The sequence below is a fragment of the Mesorhizobium sp. M0909 genome, assembly GCF_040319515.1.
Taxonomy (GTDB): Bacteria; Pseudomonadota; Alphaproteobacteria; order Rhizobiales; family Rhizobiaceae; genus Mesorhizobium.
Genome location: NZ_JAMYOA010000029.1, coordinates 1 through 17688, shown reverse-complemented (window position 1 = coordinate 17688; position 17688 = coordinate 1). Strand labels below are relative to the sequence as shown.

Sequence of the window (17688 nt, the reverse complement as noted above, 5' to 3'; positions counted from 1 at the left end):
CCAGGTCGGCCTGCGCCTCGGATCAACGCTCGCCGTCGCCATTCGCAAGATAGTTGTGCATGTCGGTTGCAGCGACCGCTGCGTGGCCGAATGCTACGGCAAGCTGATTGATCTCATTGACCACATCTCCGGCTGCATAAAGTCCGGTGACTGCGGTGCGCTGGCGCGAATCTACGACGAGGTTGCCCGCTTTGTCACAGCATGCACCAAGGTCGACCGCGAGCCTCGAGCGGATGGTCGAGCCCATCGCAGGGTAGATGGTGTCAAACGACAGCGTTCCGCCGTCGATGAGTTCCACGACCGCCTCCCGGCCCGTGGCGCAAACGGCATTGGGTCTGCATACGCCGATCTCGATACCGGCCCTCTTGAGCTTGGTACGCTTGTCGGGGGAGGGCTCGGATGGATCGGTAATCAGCAAAGTGAGATCCTGAGTGAAGGTGCGCATGAACAAGGCCTTTTTCATTGCGTGTTCGGCCGGTCCGATGACGGCCACCCGTTTGTCGATGGCTTCATAGCCATCGCAGATAGGGCACAATCGCAAGACGCCAGCTTGGATCATGTCGGTAGCGCCAGGAAGATCCGGGAGGGTGTCAACAACGCCGGTTGCAATGAGCACCGAGCGGGCACGAATGGGAGATGAAGCGCCCGCCAAAAACCCAGCCTTCGTTCTGCGAATGGATACGATCCTGTCGTGGACCAAGCTTGCGCCGTATCGAGTGGCTTGCAGTTCGAGGCGGTCAAGTAGGTCAGGGCCGGTGATGCCGTCTGGGAAGCCTGGGCAGTTGCGCGTCAAGGGAATCCACTTTGCACGGCTCTCATCTGCGTCGACAACAATTACTCGCCTTCGAAATCTTCCAAGGTAAGTCGCAGCCGCTAGGCCCGCTGGCCCGCCACCTACGATCAGGCAGTCGAAGCTTCCTTCATGCCGGCTCGTGTCCCGGTGGACCATTCAGAAATCCTGAAATCACACGGCTGCATCGCGAGCGTACAGTCGAACGCCGTTGAAGGAAACGCGGAGCAAGCCATTTGGTTACAGTGGCACGCCAATCGGGCGTTTCATGCATTCCGCCATCGAATCTCCGACATGCCTGCGGGGGGACGAGGTCAACGCTTCGTCATCCTTGCGTCTAGCGACCGCTGGGAGGCGGCATTGCACGATGTGGCCGCGCGAAGTAGCTCGGAGATGAACAAGTCTACCGATCGGACTTCCCAGGCTGCCCGAATTCTTACATTAACAGTCCGCGGAACGCCCAAACGGCGCGGAGCTCGAGCTGCTCGGCGTGGAGTGGCATCGAATATTAGCTGCTCGACACCTTGTTCCGCTCCCTGACCATGCGAGCGACGAGCTTGGTCCCCCCTGGCAAGCGCTATGAAGTTTGGTCATGGTGCTCCGTCTCTCACCTCAGGCTGGGTGGAACTCTGAGCCCGAGTTTGCATTTCTGCCCTGAAGGGCGAAGAAGCTGGAGCGAGAGATGAAGTATCTACTGGCGGCGTTGAGCGCTTTGCGCTCACGCTTTGCGTATTCGTGGGTGGGGCTGCGCTCGCGATCACCTATCTCACCGCGAAACCGGTTCCGGTCCAAAAGCCCGCCGTGGACGCAGCAATGGTATTGCCGACCCAGGCGATAAAGGTCGACACCACCCTGCGAAACCTTAAGCGTGTCGAAAGACAGCCCGCCGTGGAGCCCCGGACACATGAACAAGCGCCTGAACCAGCGCCGGCCGTCGACCACACTAGGACCGCGTCAAACAGTGCGCCGCAAACTTCGGCGTCCACGACCCTGAGCAGTGACCATGTGAACTGGTGCACCCATCGGTACCGCTCGTACCGCCCCGACGACAACAGCTACAGATCGTACAGCGGCGTCGCCCGCGAATGCATCTCACCCTTTTCTGATCACAACGTCGTCACACGCCCCTCCAGCGCCTCTCCCGAAAACATTGGCTATACGGAGGCGGCGGCCTCGAGTGGATATCAAAGCGCACAGCACGTTGATTACTGCTTCAGCCATTATCGCTCTTATCGGCCGGAGGATAACTCCTACCAGCCTTTTGGAGGCGGGCCGCGAAGGCAATGCCAGTGATTGCTAGTCTCAGAAATTGTCGAGCGTGAAGGTCGATCCCAACGCGACGATCTTCCGCGGCAGCCAGGCGCCACGGTAAGCATTGAGGATCTGGACTAGGAGGGGAAGCGCACAGAGCTGCTCGACGCTTTGTCCCGCTCTGTCCCCATGCGCGAGACGAGATTGATTAGGTTTCGCGAAACAGCGTGATGAGGTTCGCCACGGCCTATTCTTTGAATAATGATTCGGAACAGTCGGCCCTATCGGGGTTACCTCGGGCCAACTGAGAGGAGACCACAATGGACCATACCAATCACGTGCGGCTTACGAATGCTGAACTGCGCGCTGACGTTGTTGAAGGCGCGACCATCTACGGGCGCGATGATGAGGAAATCAGTACGGTAGACCACGTCCATGGAACCGGAGACCAGGCCCAAGTCGCTTCGATCTTGGCGGGTTCCTGGGCATCGGATCAAAGCGGGTAGCGCTGTATGCGAGTCAGCTCGATTTCATGCGGGACGAAGACGGCACCGTGCATGCCATCACGCAGATGACTACCGACCAATTGAAGGAGCTACCTGAGCATCACGATAGCTGATCTGTCTTGGCCTGGCACTGCCGGGCCTTTTCACACGCCAACGTAAAGGTTGTGCCGTCGAGCATCAGCTCAGTCAGCGCCAAGACCAGCGCATCGGCGCGATCAGGCGATCCTTCGAGAAGAAAGAATTGCCGATCGGCTCGAAGGTCGTGATGGAGTGATGGAGCGTAGGGGGACGGTTGGTTCGTCCACATCGATATTCCATAGCAAGGAATGACAGGATAGACGAAGCGGCACGCTAGTTGGAAGAGGCATACAATATGTTCGCGAACAGCCCAATGTCTGAGCCGCCCGCGCACCGGTCACAGCGGTAACCGGCAGCGGGCATATGCCCACGACCTGTTTTGCGCTTCCCGCTGCCCGCGCACTTTGCTTGGGAGCCGCAGTAGCGCTCAGGCGCCGGAGACCCTCTCCTGCTCAGCTTCTTGATTGGCCGCCGCCGCTTCCATTTCGAGCCGCGCCAAATGGGCCTTGATTTCCTCAGGCTCGGCGTGTTCCAGCCCGACGACATTGTTCCTCGTTTCCTTCAATGCGACGATGATTTCATCGAGCTTCGCATGGATGGCAGCGGTGTCGCGATAACCCTGGATTAGGACCACGCCGGTAATCACAATCGCAGCTACTGAAAGCGCATAGGTAATTACGCTTGTTAGGCCGAAAGGAACCATCGCAGTGCAGGCGATCATCGCGGCGATGATCACATAGAAGCCGGGCGGGCGGGAAAGAAAGTCAGCGATCATAAAGAGAAATCGGTTCATGTGAATCCCCAAACAAATGATGCAATCCGATTGGGGTCCGATTTTGGGTGCTCGTCAATGGCCGTCCGAACGCGGACGGCCCTCGCTTATGAGCCAGCGGAATAAGGCTCCGGGACTGCCCATGAATCGTTGCTGTGCAGTCGTCCTTACTTTTCCGCTTATACGGGAACGTGGCGTCCCCGTCATCCTCTCCGGACAGGGCGCGAGGATTGGCGTGAGAGACACCGTCGTTCGTTCCCCCTTTATGGCTCTTTTCGGACTGGCCCCTGGCCTCCGCCTCTGGCGCCGGCTTGCCGGCCAGCTCTTTTTCAAAACGGGTCTTTTCGACATGGCTCTTTTCTCCATTGAGAAACGCCAACCCGATATGAGGAGCAAAGTTCCGCGGCCGAAACCAGCCTCGTCAAGGCATGTTGCTTAGTCGCGTGCTTCCGCTTCTGCACTCCCTGCGGGAGGTCAGGGGAATCGCATATGGCGATTTTGGGGTTGAGTTTAGGCTGAGAAAGGATTCTTTGGAGAGGCAGTTGAGCGAAGGAGCGACTGCCATTTCCTACTTTGAGAGCTACTTTGGCGCGGTGCCTGATCCACGCGCGCCCAACGCCACGCACCGGCTTGGCGACCTGATCGTGATGATGATCGCGGCAAGCCTGTGTGGTGCCAGCAATGCGACGGAGTTCGCCCTGTTTGCGCAGGAGCGCAAGCAGGCGCTGTCGCGGCTGATCGACTATGACGCAGCTCCCAGCCATGACACCTTCTCGCGGCTGCTGCGTCTGCTCGACCCGGAGGCCTTTGGTCGCGCCTTTGCTGCCTTTGCCGCAGCTTTCGCCCGAGCCAGCCGAGAGACGCTCGAGGTGGTGTCGCTTGACGGCAAGGCTTTGCGGCGGGCCTACGAGAAGGGCTTGGCAGCCAGTCCGCCGTTGACGGTGTCGGCCTTCGCCGCCGAGACCCGGCTGTGCCTGGCGGCAGTCTCGCCGAGTGATGGTGAGAACGAAGTCGAGGCCGCGCTCAAAGTCGTCGAACTCATTGATCTTAGGGGCAGATTGGTCACCGCCGACGCGCTCCACTGCCACACCCGCATGGCTGCGGCCATTACCCAAAGAGGTGGCGATTACCTGCTTGCGCTGAAGGGCAACCGTCGTCATTGGCTGCGCCGTGCCAACCTGCAACTGGCCGACGCCACCCCTTCCATTGCCGAGCGGACCGAGACCAGCCACGGCCGCAACGAGTGGCGGCAGGCCGAGATCGTGGCGGCGGCCGAGCCGCTGATGCCCGGCCACCGGGCCTTCATTCGCATCACCAGCCGGCGCGATCAGGCCAGGCCGTTGATGCGCCTGTTCATGGCCTCCACGCTCATGTCGCCGCAGCGGGCGCTCGACCTCACCAGAGCTCATTGGCACATCGAGAACGGCCTGCATTGGATGCTCGATGTCCATCTCGATGAGGATCTCAGCCGTGCCCGCAAGGATAATGCTCCCGCCAACACAGCCCTTCTCAATCGCCTCGCCAGAAACATCCTTCAGACCGCCGATGCTGCCAAAGTCCCCATCAGCCATCGCATCAAGAAATGCGCCTGGAACGACGACTATCTCATCAATGCCATCACGCATGCTGCGGGAGGGGGGATTACCGGCACGGCCGGGATCGGGCTGGAACTCACAGCACGAAACTTTGCCCAAGCGCCCAAAAGTGACACATTAGCTGACTAACTGATTCACCCAGTCAGACTGAAATGGCAAAGAAGAAACGAAAGCTCGATAGCCGCCAGGTGCCACCGTCTCCGGAGGAGATTCAGGAGGCCGACTTCTATGCGCGAAAATGCGGGCTGACAAAGGACGAGGCGCTCAAGTTGATCCGCGACGCAAAAGCGCCGACCTCTGCCTCTGCGAAATCCTAGGCGCTTCGGGCACGAAGTCTTCAGGCCGCTTTTCGCCGCGCCGTCTGCGATCCACGAATTGAGGCAGTCCCGCTCGCCCGCATCTTCTGTGATCGTAGCCGAAACATCGCTGATTTCATGGGTGTGATGCAACAGCCTGATTTCAGCGCTTTCGCTATTCTGCGACGTCCTTTGGGTGAGAATTGCCGAAATTTGTTGCAAAGCGCGGTTTTTCTGTCGCGGTCGGTGTTCGGAATCAGCTAGGTTGCTCGCGGGCCAAATGCTTTGACACCCGCTCGTATAGCATGCCGTCAAGTGCAAAACTTAGTGGGACAACACCACGCGATAAACTGCAGCTCACCGACTGGGCAGAAAGCCCACATCGTCAGCCAGTCGCGGGCGCGGCGCTCGACTATCTCGGACAGGCCCGCACCATGTCAGATGCGGCCCAGAACAGCATCTCATCGAGCCGGCCTTTGTTCCGCCCGGGTCGACAGCACCAGGCGCAAGTGCCGCTCCTCGCACCGGCGCATGATGCGGGCCAGCGTCTCGACGGCGTGTGTCTCTCCCGGATCCGGACAGCGTTGGCGATCGACGACCTGATGCCGAACTCATCGCATAGGGCTTGGGCGCGCGGATCGATCGTGCCCGCACCTTCTTGCGCTCAATGACGACGCCCCGCCAAGCATTTCCTCCTGCCGTGCAGCTTCCCTTGCCGCGCGTTCTTCATGCCATTGAGTGAGGCCTAGGACATCGCGGGCTGCAGGCTGAACGATGTTTTGCCGCCGCCGATTTCGCGGGGATGCGCGTTCATGCAACCCTCGCCGTGTCTTCGCGTTTAACCGCCTTCAACTGCGGCGAGCGAGAAAAATGACAGCATTTATCCCGATTACAATCTACCTGAATGGCAAGTCGACGGTGGTCGCCTCGATATCCGATGCTGCGAAAGCGCTTGAACAACCATGGCCATACGTGGCCAAACCGCGACGGCTCGAAGCGGTCCGAATGATCAAGGAATGCTTGGCCGGTCATTGCAATCAACAAGCTGCGATCGATGCCTTCAAGGCGGCCGCAGCCGAACAGGGCCTTCTTAAGCAAAGGCCTCCGCTCGTCGGCCTGAAGCGACTTGGCGGAATTGTTGAAGAGCTGATCTGAAATCATGCCGCCCTCCTTGATCCATTGGCAGGGCGGCAGACGCACCGTCTGCGAAGCCGTCTCCCGCGAGTTCAATTGGTGCGACGAGAGCATTCCGCCAAGCGGGTGGTCAGTGCGCAGCATTCGCGGCCTCAGAGGGCGCGGGCGATACAGGAGTGGATTGATCGTGCCGTCGCCTCCGGTCGACTGCTGGATTTACCCGGTGGGTCAGAAGGGCCTTACCGCAGCAACGACGGCTATCTTGAAAGCAAGATCGTCGATGCGCCGACATTCGAAGGCCCGATGCGCACGCCGGCGGTGGGTTCACCATGAGGATTGTAAAAACCGAACAGGTTCGAGCCTTGCTCGAATTTAGCGAAAGATCAGGTGCAAAGGCTGGAGCAACATCCCGTAGCGATTGATGTCCGTGAACATGACACGCCTGTTGTCCAGTTGTCTCTGACCCTGGGCCCGTAGGCTACACAAGCGCAATCCGCCTCGCGCTGAAGATAGCCAGCACCCATCGGGAGAGGGGGAAAGGCGGGAGATAGGTGCCGGCCAAGGCGGGAATCAGGTCCGCCGCGCGACAGCGTAGCTGAGCCTTGGCTTGGTGAACGAACGGAGCCTTCGCGCGCCGATTTTTTACTAGCTTACCGCGAGCGACAACCCACTGGCGCGCTCGCATAACAGGGCGAGCAATTCGCTGCGCCGCGCTTCCGGCGTGTCGACGGGCAACACGAAACAAAGCGTCTTGTTGATGGCCCCCTTGCCATCGCGGATGGGCGCGGCCATGCACCAGGTGAAGCGGTCGGCCAGTGCGGCGGTCTCGCTGAAACCTTGCTGGCGCGCCAGAGCGACATCGCCGAAGAACTCGGCTGGCGCAATGACGCGGCCGTCGGGAAGCGTGTAGTCGCCAGGCGGAATGAAGTCCCGTATTTCCTGCTCGCTCATATGGCCGAGCAGCAGCCTTCCGGACGCCGTCCACGGTATCGGCACCTCGACTCCGACATCGCTTGAAATCCGGAACGGGCCGGGCGAGTCCCGGCAATCAAGGACGACGTATTTGTTCCCGCGCAGGCCGCACAGTTGGACGGTCTCGCCCGTCTCCGCCGCTAGTCTGTCCAGGGTTTCGATGATGCGCCGGTAATGGGCATTATGATGTGAGTAGGCCCAGCCGAACAGATGCATCGCCTTTCCGAAATAGACATAGCCTTCGGTTCCGACGTTCTCGAGCATTTCGGCTTCCAGCAGGCTGTTGACGATTTCATAAGTGGTTGAACGCGGCGCGCCGATCATCTTGGCGATGTCGCCCACGCGCATCGGTGCGCGGTGCCGCAGAAGGGCCTCGAGTAGCATGATGACGCGGTCGATCCCGCGACGCCGCTCGCCATTGCGCGGCTCGGCGCCGGCTTCCGTTTCAATTAGACCAGTGACGCCATCGCTCATATAGGCCGCACCCACGCAAAAATCATTTCGGCCCTCGTCTCAAGACGCTTGAAAGATGTCAAGGCTCAGTCTAGCATCTCATTTGTCCGGTATACAGGCCTATTGTCTGAAATATCGGACAATAACGAGCTAGGCGCAGAAAGTCCTGACGAGAAAACAGGCGGTTTCCGAGATGCGGCAACCGGCGGGTTTTCTCGTCCCGACCCCGCACGTCCAGGCATAACTTCAGAAGGGAACAATCATGACGAAACTATCGTTTTTCGCATCCGCCAGTGCCCTTTGCCTCGGCCTTCTCCTTAGCCTCGGCGCCGGTTCGCAGGCCAACGCCGCCGCTAAATGCATCAAGGGCGATCGCAAAGCGCCATATACGATCGGCTGGGCCAATATCTATTCAGTGCCGACCTGGATGAAGCAGACACAGGGCACGATCGAAGCCGAAGTCGAGACTTTGAAGAAGCAAGGCTTGGTCGACAAGCTAGTCGTGACCGATGCCCAGGGCGACGCCAACGTCCAGATTCAGCAGATCCAGTCGATGATCGATTCCGATGTCGATGCCATCATCTTGATCGCTGGTTCGTCGACCGCGCCGGCGCGCGTCCTGGCGGACGCCTGCGCCAAGGGCATCGCCATCATCAACTTCGACAGCCTCGTCGATACCGACCAGGTGACCGCCAAGGTCAACACCGATTCCTCACAGTGGGGCGATCAGGCGGCCAAGTTCCTGATCGACGCCATCGGGGCAAGGGCAAGATCCTCATCCTCAATGGCCCAGCCGGCGTTTCGGTCAGCGACGACCGGCGCAAAGGCGCCGATGCCGAGCTTAAGGCCCATCCCGATGTGAAGGTGCTTGCCGAGACGAACACGCCCTACAATGTCGCGCCCGCCCAGGAGGCCGTCACCAGCCTGCTTTTCGCCAACCCCGAAATCGACGGCATCCTGTCGCTGGGCGGCGCGTTGTCGGCGGGCGCCGTGCTCGCGCTCGACAAGCAGGGCCGCGACCAGGTACCGATCACCGGCGAGAATGCGCGCCAGTTCCTCGAACTGTGGAAGGAAAAGGGCCTGAAGAGCTGGGCGACGATGCAGCCGAACTGGCTCGGCGCCTTCGCCACCTACACCGCCGTGGAGGCACTGGAGGGCGAGGATGTGCCGGCTTTCGTCAAGATCCCGCTGCCGGTGATCGACAATTCCAACCTCGACGAATACCTCGCCCGGGCGAAAGATTTCCCGGCTGACGGTTACATCTATTCGCCGTACGATGAGGATCTATTCAAGAAGCTGCTGGCCCAGAAATAGGCCTGAAGGGTTGTAGCATTGACAACCACGGCTCCGCTTCTCGCCGCGCGGGGGGTGTCGAAGTCCTTCTTCGGCAACCCCGTTCTGCGCAACGTGTCCATCGCTCTCCAGCCGGGCCGCGTGCATGCGCTGCTGGGCGAGAACGGCGCAGGTAAGTCGACGCTGATCAACCTTTTATCCGGCGCCTTGCGCCCGGACGGCGGGGGGATCGAGGTCGATGGGCGCCCGGTCTCGCGCATGACCCCCGTTAATGCGCGACAGGCCGGGATCGCCGTTGTCCAGCAGGAACTCAGCCTGACGGCCAGCCTGTCCATTGCCGAAAACATCGGGCTCGGCGCCTATCCAAAGCGGTTCGGCTTGATCGACTACAACGAGCTTGCCGTCCGGGCCAGGGCCGCATGCGATCTTGTCGGGCTTTACGAACCTCTGTCTACGCCGGTGGGGCAGCTGTCCCTCGGCCGCCGGCAGATGGTGGAGATCGCCAAGGCGCTTTACCGCCGGCCGCGCGTGCTCATTCTCGACGAACCCACCTCATCGCTATCGGCAACTGAGACAAAAATCCTCACCGACCTGCTGGAGGGGCTTCGGGGCGAGGGCATCGCTATTCTCTACATCTCACACCGACTGAACGAGGTGATGACGCTGTGTCAGCATGTCACCGTGCTCAAGGACGGCACCTGCACGGCGGACTGCTCGCTGGAAGGAACCGATGCCGCAGGACTAGTACGGCTGATGGTCGGCCGCGACCCCGGCGATCTCTTTCCACGATGGCGGCCCTCGCCATCGCCGGCCGACGCCATCTCGGTTCGCAATTTTTCGGCCGGCCTGATGAGCGATGTCGATCTCGACATCAGGACGGGCGAGGTGCTTGGTATTGGCGGCCTGGTCGGCCAGGGGCAGGAAGATCTGCTGCTTGGCCTCTACGGCGCGATCCCCGCCAGGACGGTATCCGCGACAGTAAACGGTGTTTCGGGTTTGCCCGGCGGCGTGCCGAAAGCCAATGCGCTCGGCCTCGCTTATGTCCCGGCTGACCGTAAGCGCGAAGGCCTGCACCTGATCCATCCCATCATCACCAATATGATGCTGCCCGCGTTCGCAAGGCTGCCGGCACTGAAACTGCGCAGCCGGCGTGCCGAGCGCGATATGGCAAGGGGCCTCGCCGCCCAGCTTGCCATCAAGGGCGACCTCGACCGCCCGGCGCAGGCACTCTCAGGTGGCAACCAGCAGAAGGTCGCGCTGGCGAAATGGATGCCACACGAACCGCTTGTGCTTCTCCTGAACGACCCGACGCGCGGCGTCGATGTCGAGACCAAGCGTGAGATCTACATGATGCTTCGCAAACTCGCTGCCGCTGACAAGGCGATCGTGCTGCTCAGTTCCGATACACCCGAACTGGTGCACCTTTGTGATCGTGTCGGCGTGGTCCGCGAAGGCCGCATCGTGGCCATGCTCGAGCGCGAGGCACTGAGCGAGGAAGCCATCGTTTCCGCCGCAATGGGCGCCGAACAGCAGAAAGTTGCGGCATGAGCAGGGTTGCATCCTCAAGCCAAGCCGGTGCTCTCTACTGGCCGGTTCAGCTGCGCCGCAATATGGGCGTACGCAGCCTGTTCGCTGTGGTCCTGGCGTTCGTCATTGCCTACGGTTTCCTGTTTCCCGGCCTCTTGACAGCGTCCGGTTTCGCCAAATTCACCCAGAGCTGGTTTCCGCTGGCGCTGGTCGCCATGGCCCAGGCGATTCTCATGCTCACCGGCGGCATAAGCCTGGCCATCGGCGCAATGGTCAGCCTGGGCGCGGTGATCGCTGCGACGACGATGACTGGACCGCTGGGCGTAGCCGGCGGTGCCGCTGCGGTGGCGCTGACCGGTCTCGGCATCGGTGCCGCGATCGGGTTCATCGTCGTGAAACTTCGGTTACCGGCGATTGTGGTGACGCTGGCTGGCTCCTTCATTATCGGCGGCGCTGCGCTGCTCATCCTGCCGAGGCCGGGCGGCGCCATACCCGAGTGGCTGTCGGACCTGCTTGCCGGCAACACGCCGGCGGCATTCGTGCTGCTGGTACTCATCGTGCTTCTGTGGAAACTCTATCTCGCCACGCCGCTTGGTTTGAGCATCTATGCTGCAGGCGAAAATCCCGTCGGCGCCTACCGCTCCAGCGTGCCGGTCGACGGTGCCCGGATCGCCGCCTACGCGATTAGCGGCCTGCTTTGCACAGGCGCCGGCCTGTTCGTCGCCGCGCAAACGGGTTCGGGAGATCCAGTCATCGGCACGGCGTTCACGCTGAATTCCATTGCCGCCGCAGTGCTCGGCGGCATCGGTTTCCTTGGCGGCCAGGGTACCATGCGCGGCGCTCTTGCGGGCAGCCTGCTGCTCAGCCTGATGATCAGTGTCATGTTCTTCCTCGGCTTCACGCCGGTCGCCCAATATGTCGCCCAGGGCCTCATCATCATCGGCGCGGTCGCCATCCCGCAATTCCGCAAGGTGCAGCAATGACAGCACGGAAAGAGAGCGTGAGCGGCAGGCGCGCCCTGACGATCCTGCGCAGCCGGCCCTTCCTTACGATCGCTATAGTTGCCGCGGTGTGGATCGCGGCGAGCTTCGCTTCACGTGGCTTCGGTGCTTATGGGCATTTGCGCTATTTGGTTGAATTGGGCGCGGTGATCGGCCTGGTCGCGGCGGGCCAAACTTTCGTGGTGATTGCCGGCGGCATCGACCTCTCCGTCGCGGCGATCGTCACGGTTAGCGCTGTCAGCCTGCCGCTGCTTTCGTGGCAGGCGGACCCGACAGGGCTCACCGCTGTTCTTGCAGTTCTCACGTTGACGACCGCAATCGGTCTGGTGAACGGGCTGGGCGTGGCGCTGTTGCGCGTTCATCCCATGATCATGACACTCGCGATGGCGACATTCCTGCAAGGTCTGCTGATCATCATCGCCGGCGGCAGTGCCGTGACCGCCCAGAACCCGCTGGTCCGCTGGCTCGGCAATGCGCGGCCGGTCGGTATTCCGGCAGGCGTGCTTTTGTGGGTGGTCATTTCAGTGATAGTTCTGACCACGATGCATGCGACATCCCTTGGCGCCCGGATATTCGCGATGGGCGCCAATCCGCTCGCCGCGGCGCTGTCCGGCGTTCCCGTCGCCTCGACCACGCTCGCGGTCTATGGCATCAGCGGCTTCTGTTCGGGACTTGCCGGTGTGTTGGTCCTCGGCATGAACGGACAAGGCTATGTCGGCATCGGCGATCCTTATCTGCTCGCCTCGATTGCCGCCGTGGTGCTTGGCGGCACCTCGATCCTCGGCGGGCTCGGCACCTATGCCGGCACTATCCCCGGCGCCCTCCTTCTGGTTACGATCACGGCGCTGATCACCGTCGTCAACGCATCGCCCGGCTGGCGCAGTATCCTGTTCGGGTCGCTGATCCTAGGGCTGCTGCTTCTCTCAGGCAGGGAGCAGGCCCGCCGATGACATATCGTCCAGCCGATAAATGCGCCGTGCATTGCTGTAGAACAGTGCGGTCTGCTCGTCCGCGGAAAGCTCTCCTGCAATGGCCTTGAAACTGTCATACACCGCATCGAACGATGCATGCAGGCCGGCGACCGGAAAGTCGCTGCCGAACATCGCGCGCCGCGTACCGAAACAGTCGATGCAATGCATGACAACCGACCTTAGGCTGTCGAGCGTCCAATCATGATCGTAGGCGACCAGATCCGATATCTTGATGGCGACGTTCTCGCGCTCCGACAAAAGCCGCAGCCCTTCGCGCCACACCCGCATCCCCTCCGCATCGCGATCGATCGGGCTGCCGCAATGGTTGAGAACAAAGATCTGGTCCGGAAAGGCCGCTGCGAGGCGCGCCGCGCCGGTGAGCTGGCGCGGAAACACCATCAGGTCGAAAACCAGCCGGTGGCGCCTAAGCAGGGACAGGCCGGCACGCCAGGCCGGATCGTCCATGATGCCGTCACGGGGCGCAAAACGACGGGCGGCATCCGGATCCCAGCTCAGTATGTCGCGTACGCCGACGACACGGTCGAATGCCGCCTGCGCCTCGACCAGCGCCGGGGCTTGGCGGTTCGCCAGTGGTACGTGAGCGACATAACGAGCGGCCACGCCGCGCGACTTGTCGAGGGTTTCAAGCCACCGCGTTTCACCCACGCAGTCATCCCCGGCCCAACCGGCTTCAACATGGACGGTGGCGACGACATTGTGCTGGCCGGCGTCGCGCAAATATTCCCCAGGAAGATAGTTTCGTCGCAAGGGGCCGAGCTCGCCCAGACCGCCGCGTTCGTCAGCCGTGGGCGTAAGCCAGGGATGGCGTCCGAGGCCGAGATCCCAAAGGTGATGGTGGGCATCGATGATCGGTCCGGAGTAACGCTTTGGCACGCATCTCTCTCTTGGTGTGGCCGGCATCGGAAATCGATCCGGACTTCATCCTGCGAAAGCGAAAGGACTAGCATCGGATGACCGAAAACTCACCCGTCCTGTCGCTCGCGCCCCGTGAAAATTTCCTGCTCGACGATCGGATCCGCGGCGTGCCGCCTGGCACCCTCGGGCTGGACAGCAGCCTTGTCGCATCTGAGCGCTGGCATCCAGCGCATGGACCTATGTCGTTGCCGGTGTTGACCCTCGACGAGGAGGCCTTCATCGCCAATCGTGACCTGTTCCTGCGGTATGCGCGAGAACAGGGCGCCGTGATCGCCCCGCATGCCAAGACCCCGATGGCGCCTGACCTTGCCCGGTCCCTGATCGAGGCCGGAGCATGGGGCACGACCGTCGCCGACATAAGGCAGGCCACAGTCATGCTCAGAGCCGGGCTCTCTCGGCTGATCATCGCCAATGAGGTCGGCGGACCAGGTGGTGCGAACCGACTTGCTGTCCTTGTCGGCGCCTGGCCAAGCGCCGAGTTGTACGTTTTTGCCGACTCTTTCGATGCCGTGAATGCGCTTGCTGAAGCTTGGCGCGCTAATGCGACGCTGCCGCCATTGCGCGTGCTCGTCGAACTTGGTGCGGGGAGGGCAGGCGCCCGGACCACCGGCGAAGCCGAGGCGATCGCCGATGCGGTTGTAGCAGCCCGCGGGCGGCTGCTGATCGCCGGCCTCGCAACCTACGAAGGTGCCGCGGCGCAAGCCGATCCTGGCCGCACCGATGAGGCGATATCCGCCCTGTTGGCAATGACAGCCGATATGTTCCTGCGGCTGCGCGCCCGCGTCGGCGGCGACACCCCGCTGATCGTCACAGCCGGCGGCTCGGTGTACTTCGACAAGGTGGTCGCAGCGCTTGCGCCCCTCGTTTCCAGGGACGGCAATGCCACGCTGGTGCTGCGCAGCGGCGCCATCTTCTTTCACGACCATGGCGTCTACGACAGAGCGCTCGGCGCACTCGATGCCCGCGACGGTTTTGCGATCGGCGGCGTCAGTGCTTCCGCACGAAATTCGTTCCATCCGGTTTTGCGCCTGTGGGCCGAGGTACTGTCGCGGCCGGAGCCCGGCCTTGCTATCTGCGGTATGGGCATGCGCGACGTGTCGTTCGACCAGGGCTTTCCGACGGTCGTGTCCATCTTTCGTGCCGGCAAGGAGCTGCCGAAAGCGCGTGCCGAGGTCTTCAAGCTCAACGACCAGCACGCCTTCCTGACAATTGCCTCGGGCGACGATATTGCCGTTGGTGACGTGGTTGAATTCGGCATCTCGCACCCCTGCACCTGCCTCGATCGCTATCGCGTGATCTTCGGCGCGGACGCGGCCGGGTATGTCCGCCACGCCTTTCCTACCTATTTCGGCTGACCAGATATCGCGGCCACTTCCAAAAAAGAGAACCTCGAAAGGATCTAATATGATCAAGTACTTCCAGTCCGGCTCCCGCATGTCCCAGGCGGTCGTCTATGGCGGCCTCGTGCACATCGCAGGCCAGGTGGCAGACGACCGCAAGGCCGGCATCGAGGGTCAGACGAGCGACGTGCTCTCCAAGGTCGAGGCGCTCCTTGTCGGGGCCGGCAGCAGCAAGTCGAGGCTAGTGGCGATCAACATCTTCCTGCCGCAGATCGCCGATTTCGATGCCATGAACAGCATCTACGATGCCTGGGTGGATCCTGCGCGCCTGCCGGCGCGCGCCTGTGTCGAGGCGCGTCTGGCCGACCCCGACCTTCGCATAGAGGTCACTGCGATCGCAGCTGTCTGAGCCGCCGCCATGCACACCGGCCTCAGCCATACGCTCGACTTCGACCGGGACGGCAAGACACTCGGCCATCTCAGCATGCCGTTTTCGATCGACCGTTCGCCCTATTTCCAGGTCAAGGTCCCGATCTGCCTTGTCCGCAACGGCGAAGGCCCGTCGGTGCTTCTGATGGCCGGCAATCACGGCGACGAATATGAAGGCGAGCTGTCGCTGGCAAAGCTGGTGCGCCGGCTCGATCCCAAGCGGATCAACGGTCGCGTCACCATCCTGCCGATGGCGAACGTGCCGGCGGTGATGGCCGCAAAGCGCTGCTCGCCACTCGACGGCGGCAATCTCAACCGCGCCTTTCCGGGCGACCCGTCAGGCACGCCAACAAGGCGGCTTGCCAATTTCCTGGAGATGGAACTGTTTCCCCGCCACGACGTCATCTTCGACATTCATTCTGGCGGCACCTCGATGGAGCATCTGCCGACAGCGCTCGTCGAGCGCAATGCCGATCCCGAGCGCCACAGGCGCGGGGTGGAGCTGATGCGGGCGCTCGGCATGCCCTATGGGTTCGTGGCCGACAATGGCCAGGCCTCGCCGACCTCCATGGGTGCAGCGCGCCGTGCCGGCGCCATCGGCGTCAGCGGTGAGTTCGGCGGCGGCGGCACCGCCACGGTCGACACGATGGCGATCGCCGCACGCGCGATCGACAATCTGCTGATTGCGCTCGGCGTGGTCGAAGGGCCAGTTCTTGGCGCGGAGTCAAAGCCGTCGGCGCCGATGCGACTGCTTTCGCTTTCGCGGCATATCCAAGGTCTCTATGCCACCCGCCGCGGCTGGTTTGAACCCGCCGTCAGGCTTGGCGACAGCGTGAACGCCGGACAATTGGCCGGCTGGTATCACGACCTCGAAAGGCTCGATCTTGCTGAGGAAACTCTGCATTTTGCCGAAAGCGGCATCGTGCTTTCACGCCGACTGCATACAATGTGCGAGGCAGGAGACTGCCTCATGCAGGTCGCCGAACCCGTGGAAGCCTAACGGGAAACCGCACGGCGTCTGCCTGCTGCGTCACTCCGGAGAACTGAGGATATCTTATGCAGCTTTCCATGTGGACCTACCCCTGGGATGTCCAGGATCTGGGTTTCGAGATGGTCGAACGCGATCTTGTCGAACGCGCCGGGCTCAACATGATCAGCCTTGCAACCTCGTATCATGCGGGACGGTTCCTGCAGCCGCGCAGCCCGCGCCGCAAAACCTATTTCCCGGAGGATGGCACAATCTACTTCAAGCCAACCGCCGCGCGATGGGCCGGCCTCGCAATTCAGCCCAAGGTCGCGGACGTGATCTCCGAAGGCGGCGACGTGCTTGGCGAGCTTGTCCGCAGACGAGACGCCAATGGGCTGGGTGTTTCGTGCTGGACGGTCTGCCTGCACAATACCCGCCTTGGCATGCTTTATCCGCAGGCCGTCACCCGCAACGCCTTCGGCGATCCCAATTATTACAACCTCTGTCCGTCGCATCCGGATGGGCGCGCCTATGTCCGCGCGCTGGTCGCCGATATCTCGCACAGCTACAGGCCGGACCGGATCGAGCTTGAAAGCCCGTCCTTCATGGGCTTCGCCCACGAATACCATCATGAGAAAGATGGTGTCGGGCTGACGCCGGAAGACGATTTTCTGTTGTCGATATGTTTTTGTCCGTCCTGCCTCGCGCGCGCGGCCGGGGCCGGCGTCGACGGCGAAGTAGCGCGCAAGCTCGTCGGGCAATGGATCGTCGAGACCTGCGAGCGCGCCGTGCCCGAACGGCGCTTTCCAGATTTTCCGGGGAGCGGCCTCGACACTTTTTTGCCATGGCCGGAACTCCATGGCTACCTGCTGTGGCGGTTCGAACCGGTGACCAGCCTGGTCGCCGAGCTGCGCGAGGTGGCCAATCCGGCGACCCGCGTTGTCATCATCGATTTGACAGACGGTTGGCTTGGCGGCTGCGATCTCGCGGCGCTCGGCAAGGTCTGCGATGGGGCAATCCTGTGTGCCTACGACATGCAGCCCGGCGATGTCGCCAGACTGATGGCGGCCGGACGCGCAGCCCTTGGCGCGGAAAAATTCCTCGGCGCCGGCTACCGGCTGTTCTATCCGGAAATGGCAGGCCCCGACATCCTCATCGCCAAGGTGAAACCTTCGATGGCGGCCGATGTCGACGGCATCAATTTTTACAATTACGGCCTTGTCCCTGCCGCACGACTCGATTGGGTGAGTGCCGCACGATCCGTTTGAAAACCCGATCCGTTGCCGCAGTCTGCTAGAGCGGTTCCTGATTTGACGGAATCGAAGGGGATTCCCGATCAGTCGGTTCTGTGATTCAAGATGCTGGCTGGAGTGGAGG

At 61.7% G+C, this 17688-nt stretch carries 14 protein-coding genes and 2 pseudogenes; 12 read left to right on the top strand and 4 right to left on the bottom strand.

Annotation, left to right across the window (positions count from 1 at the left end; all coding sequences use genetic code 11):
* Positions 1 to 22: 22 nt before the first annotated feature.
* Positions 23 to 949, bottom strand: a complete 927-nt coding sequence (locus NKH83_RS28825; RefSeq protein WP_352808423.1) for an NAD(P)/FAD-dependent oxidoreductase — start codon at positions 947 to 949, stop codon at positions 23 to 25.
* A 654-nt stretch (positions 950 to 1603) separates the two neighbouring features.
* On the opposite strand from NKH83_RS28825, the gene NKH83_RS28820 reads away from it, so the two are divergent.
* Together NKH83_RS28820 and NKH83_RS28815 are read left to right on the top strand one after the other, a co-directional pair.
* Positions 1604 to 2083: a BA14K family protein gene (locus NKH83_RS28820; protein WP_352808422.1), complete on the top strand. Its 480-nt coding sequence runs from the start codon at positions 1604 to 1606 to the stop codon at positions 2081 to 2083.
* 278 nt (positions 2084 to 2361) lie between these two features.
* Positions 2362 to 2660, top strand: a pseudogene (locus NKH83_RS28815) (PRC-barrel domain containing protein).
* Between the two features lie 392 nt (positions 2661 to 3052).
* Here the strand turns inward: NKH83_RS28815 and NKH83_RS28810 are convergent.
* On the bottom strand, positions 3053 to 3418 hold the full coding sequence (locus NKH83_RS28810; protein ID WP_352808421.1) for a low affinity iron permease family protein: 366 nt from the start codon (positions 3416 to 3418) through the stop codon (positions 3053 to 3055).
* Positions 3419 to 3939: 521 nt separating this feature from the next.
* Here NKH83_RS28810 and NKH83_RS28805 point away from each other — a divergent pair.
* Together NKH83_RS28805 and NKH83_RS28800 are read left to right on the top strand one after the other, a co-directional pair.
* A complete protein-coding gene (locus tag NKH83_RS28805; protein WP_352808420.1) occupies positions 3940 to 5121 on the top strand; it encodes an ISAs1 family transposase in 1182 nt (393 codons plus the stop codon).
* Positions 5122 to 6062: 941 nt separating this feature from the next.
* On the top strand, positions 6063 to 6443 hold the full coding sequence (locus NKH83_RS28800) for a DUF982 domain-containing protein (RefSeq protein ID WP_352808419.1): 381 nt from the start codon (positions 6063 to 6065) through the stop codon (positions 6441 to 6443).
* A gap of 624 nt (positions 6444 to 7067) precedes the next feature.
* On the opposite strand, the gene NKH83_RS28795 is transcribed toward NKH83_RS28800, so the two are convergent.
* A complete protein-coding gene (locus NKH83_RS28795; RefSeq protein WP_352808418.1) occupies positions 7068 to 7868 on the bottom strand; it encodes an IclR family transcriptional regulator in 801 nt (266 codons plus the stop codon).
* A gap of 241 nt (positions 7869 to 8109) precedes the next feature.
* On the opposite strand from NKH83_RS28795, the pseudogene NKH83_RS28790 reads away from it, so the two are divergent.
* The 4 genes and pseudogenes from NKH83_RS28790 (at position 8110) to NKH83_RS28775 (ending at position 12618) form a co-directional block, all read left to right on the top strand.
* Positions 8110 to 9161: pseudogene (locus tag NKH83_RS28790) on the top strand (substrate-binding domain-containing protein).
* 18 nt (positions 9162 to 9179) lie between these two features.
* A complete protein-coding gene (locus tag NKH83_RS28785) occupies positions 9180 to 10688 on the top strand; it encodes a sugar ABC transporter ATP-binding protein (protein ID WP_352808416.1) in 1509 nt (502 codons plus the stop codon).
* On the top strand, positions 10685 to 11650 hold the full coding sequence (locus NKH83_RS28780) for an ABC transporter permease (protein ID WP_352808415.1): 966 nt from the start codon (positions 10685 to 10687) through the stop codon (positions 11648 to 11650). Before NKH83_RS28785 ends, NKH83_RS28780 begins: the two co-directional genes overlap by 4 nt.
* Positions 11647 to 12618: an ABC transporter permease gene (locus tag NKH83_RS28775; RefSeq protein ID WP_352808413.1), complete on the top strand. Its 972-nt coding sequence runs from the start codon at positions 11647 to 11649 to the stop codon at positions 12616 to 12618. Before NKH83_RS28780 ends, NKH83_RS28775 begins: the two co-directional genes overlap by 4 nt.
* Here NKH83_RS28775 and NKH83_RS28770 read toward each other — a convergent pair.
* Positions 12592 to 13533 (bottom strand): amidohydrolase family protein, encoded by a 942-nt coding sequence (locus tag NKH83_RS28770; RefSeq protein ID WP_352808412.1) that lies wholly within the window; start codon positions 13531 to 13533, stop codon positions 12592 to 12594. The two genes, NKH83_RS28775 and NKH83_RS28770, sit on opposite strands and share 27 nt — an antisense overlap.
* 77 nt (positions 13534 to 13610) lie before the next feature.
* Here NKH83_RS28770 and NKH83_RS28765 point away from each other — a divergent pair, with 77 nt between their 5' ends.
* From NKH83_RS28765 to NKH83_RS28750, 4 genes are read left to right on the top strand one after another with little or no spacing between them, the layout of a single operon-like run.
* Entirely contained in the window at positions 13611 to 14930 is a 1320-nt protein-coding gene (locus NKH83_RS28765; protein WP_352808411.1) for an alanine racemase, read from the top strand.
* Between the two features lie 49 nt (positions 14931 to 14979).
* A complete protein-coding gene (locus tag NKH83_RS28760; protein WP_352808409.1) occupies positions 14980 to 15324 on the top strand; it encodes a RidA family protein in 345 nt (114 codons plus the stop codon).
* Between the two features lie 9 nt (positions 15325 to 15333).
* Entirely contained in the window at positions 15334 to 16344 is a 1011-nt protein-coding gene (locus NKH83_RS28755) for a succinylglutamate desuccinylase/aspartoacylase family protein (protein ID WP_352808408.1), read from the top strand.
* Between the two features lie 56 nt (positions 16345 to 16400).
* Positions 16401 to 17579, top strand: coding sequence for a hypothetical protein (locus NKH83_RS28750; RefSeq protein ID WP_352808407.1), 1179 nt, complete (start codon positions 16401 to 16403; stop codon positions 17577 to 17579).
* The last annotated feature ends 109 nt before the right edge of the window (positions 17580 to 17688 follow it).

What these genes read in the sequence shown, in the direction of transcription:
- NKH83_RS28825 (WP_352808423.1), bottom strand. Translation starts at nt 949, where the DNA reads ATGGTCCACCGGGACACGAGCCGGCATGAAGGAAGCTTCGACTGCCTG.
- NKH83_RS28820 (WP_352808422.1), top strand. Translation starts at nt 1,604, where the DNA reads ATGGTATTGCCGACCCAGGCGATAAAGGTCGACACCACCCTGCGAAAC.
- NKH83_RS28810 (WP_352808421.1), bottom strand. Translation starts at nt 3,418, where the DNA reads ATGAACCGATTTCTCTTTATGATCGCTGACTTTCTTTCCCGCCCGCCC.
- NKH83_RS28800 (WP_352808419.1), top strand. Translation starts at nt 6,063, where the DNA reads ATGTTTTGCCGCCGCCGATTTCGCGGGGATGCGCGTTCATGCAACCCT.
- NKH83_RS28795 (WP_352808418.1), bottom strand. Translation starts at nt 7,868, where the DNA reads ATGAGCGATGGCGTCACTGGTCTAATTGAAACGGAAGCCGGCGCCGAG.
- NKH83_RS28780 (WP_352808415.1), top strand. Translation starts at nt 10,685, where the DNA reads ATGAGCAGGGTTGCATCCTCAAGCCAAGCCGGTGCTCTCTACTGGCCG.
- NKH83_RS28775 (WP_352808413.1), top strand. Translation starts at nt 11,647, where the DNA reads ATGACAGCACGGAAAGAGAGCGTGAGCGGCAGGCGCGCCCTGACGATC.
- NKH83_RS28765 (WP_352808411.1), top strand. Translation starts at nt 13,611, where the DNA reads ATGACCGAAAACTCACCCGTCCTGTCGCTCGCGCCCCGTGAAAATTTC.
- NKH83_RS28760 (WP_352808409.1), top strand. Translation starts at nt 14,980, where the DNA reads ATGATCAAGTACTTCCAGTCCGGCTCCCGCATGTCCCAGGCGGTCGTC.
- NKH83_RS28755 (WP_352808408.1), top strand. Translation starts at nt 15,334, where the DNA reads ATGCACACCGGCCTCAGCCATACGCTCGACTTCGACCGGGACGGCAAG.
- NKH83_RS28750 (WP_352808407.1), top strand. Translation starts at nt 16,401, where the DNA reads ATGCAGCTTTCCATGTGGACCTACCCCTGGGATGTCCAGGATCTGGGT.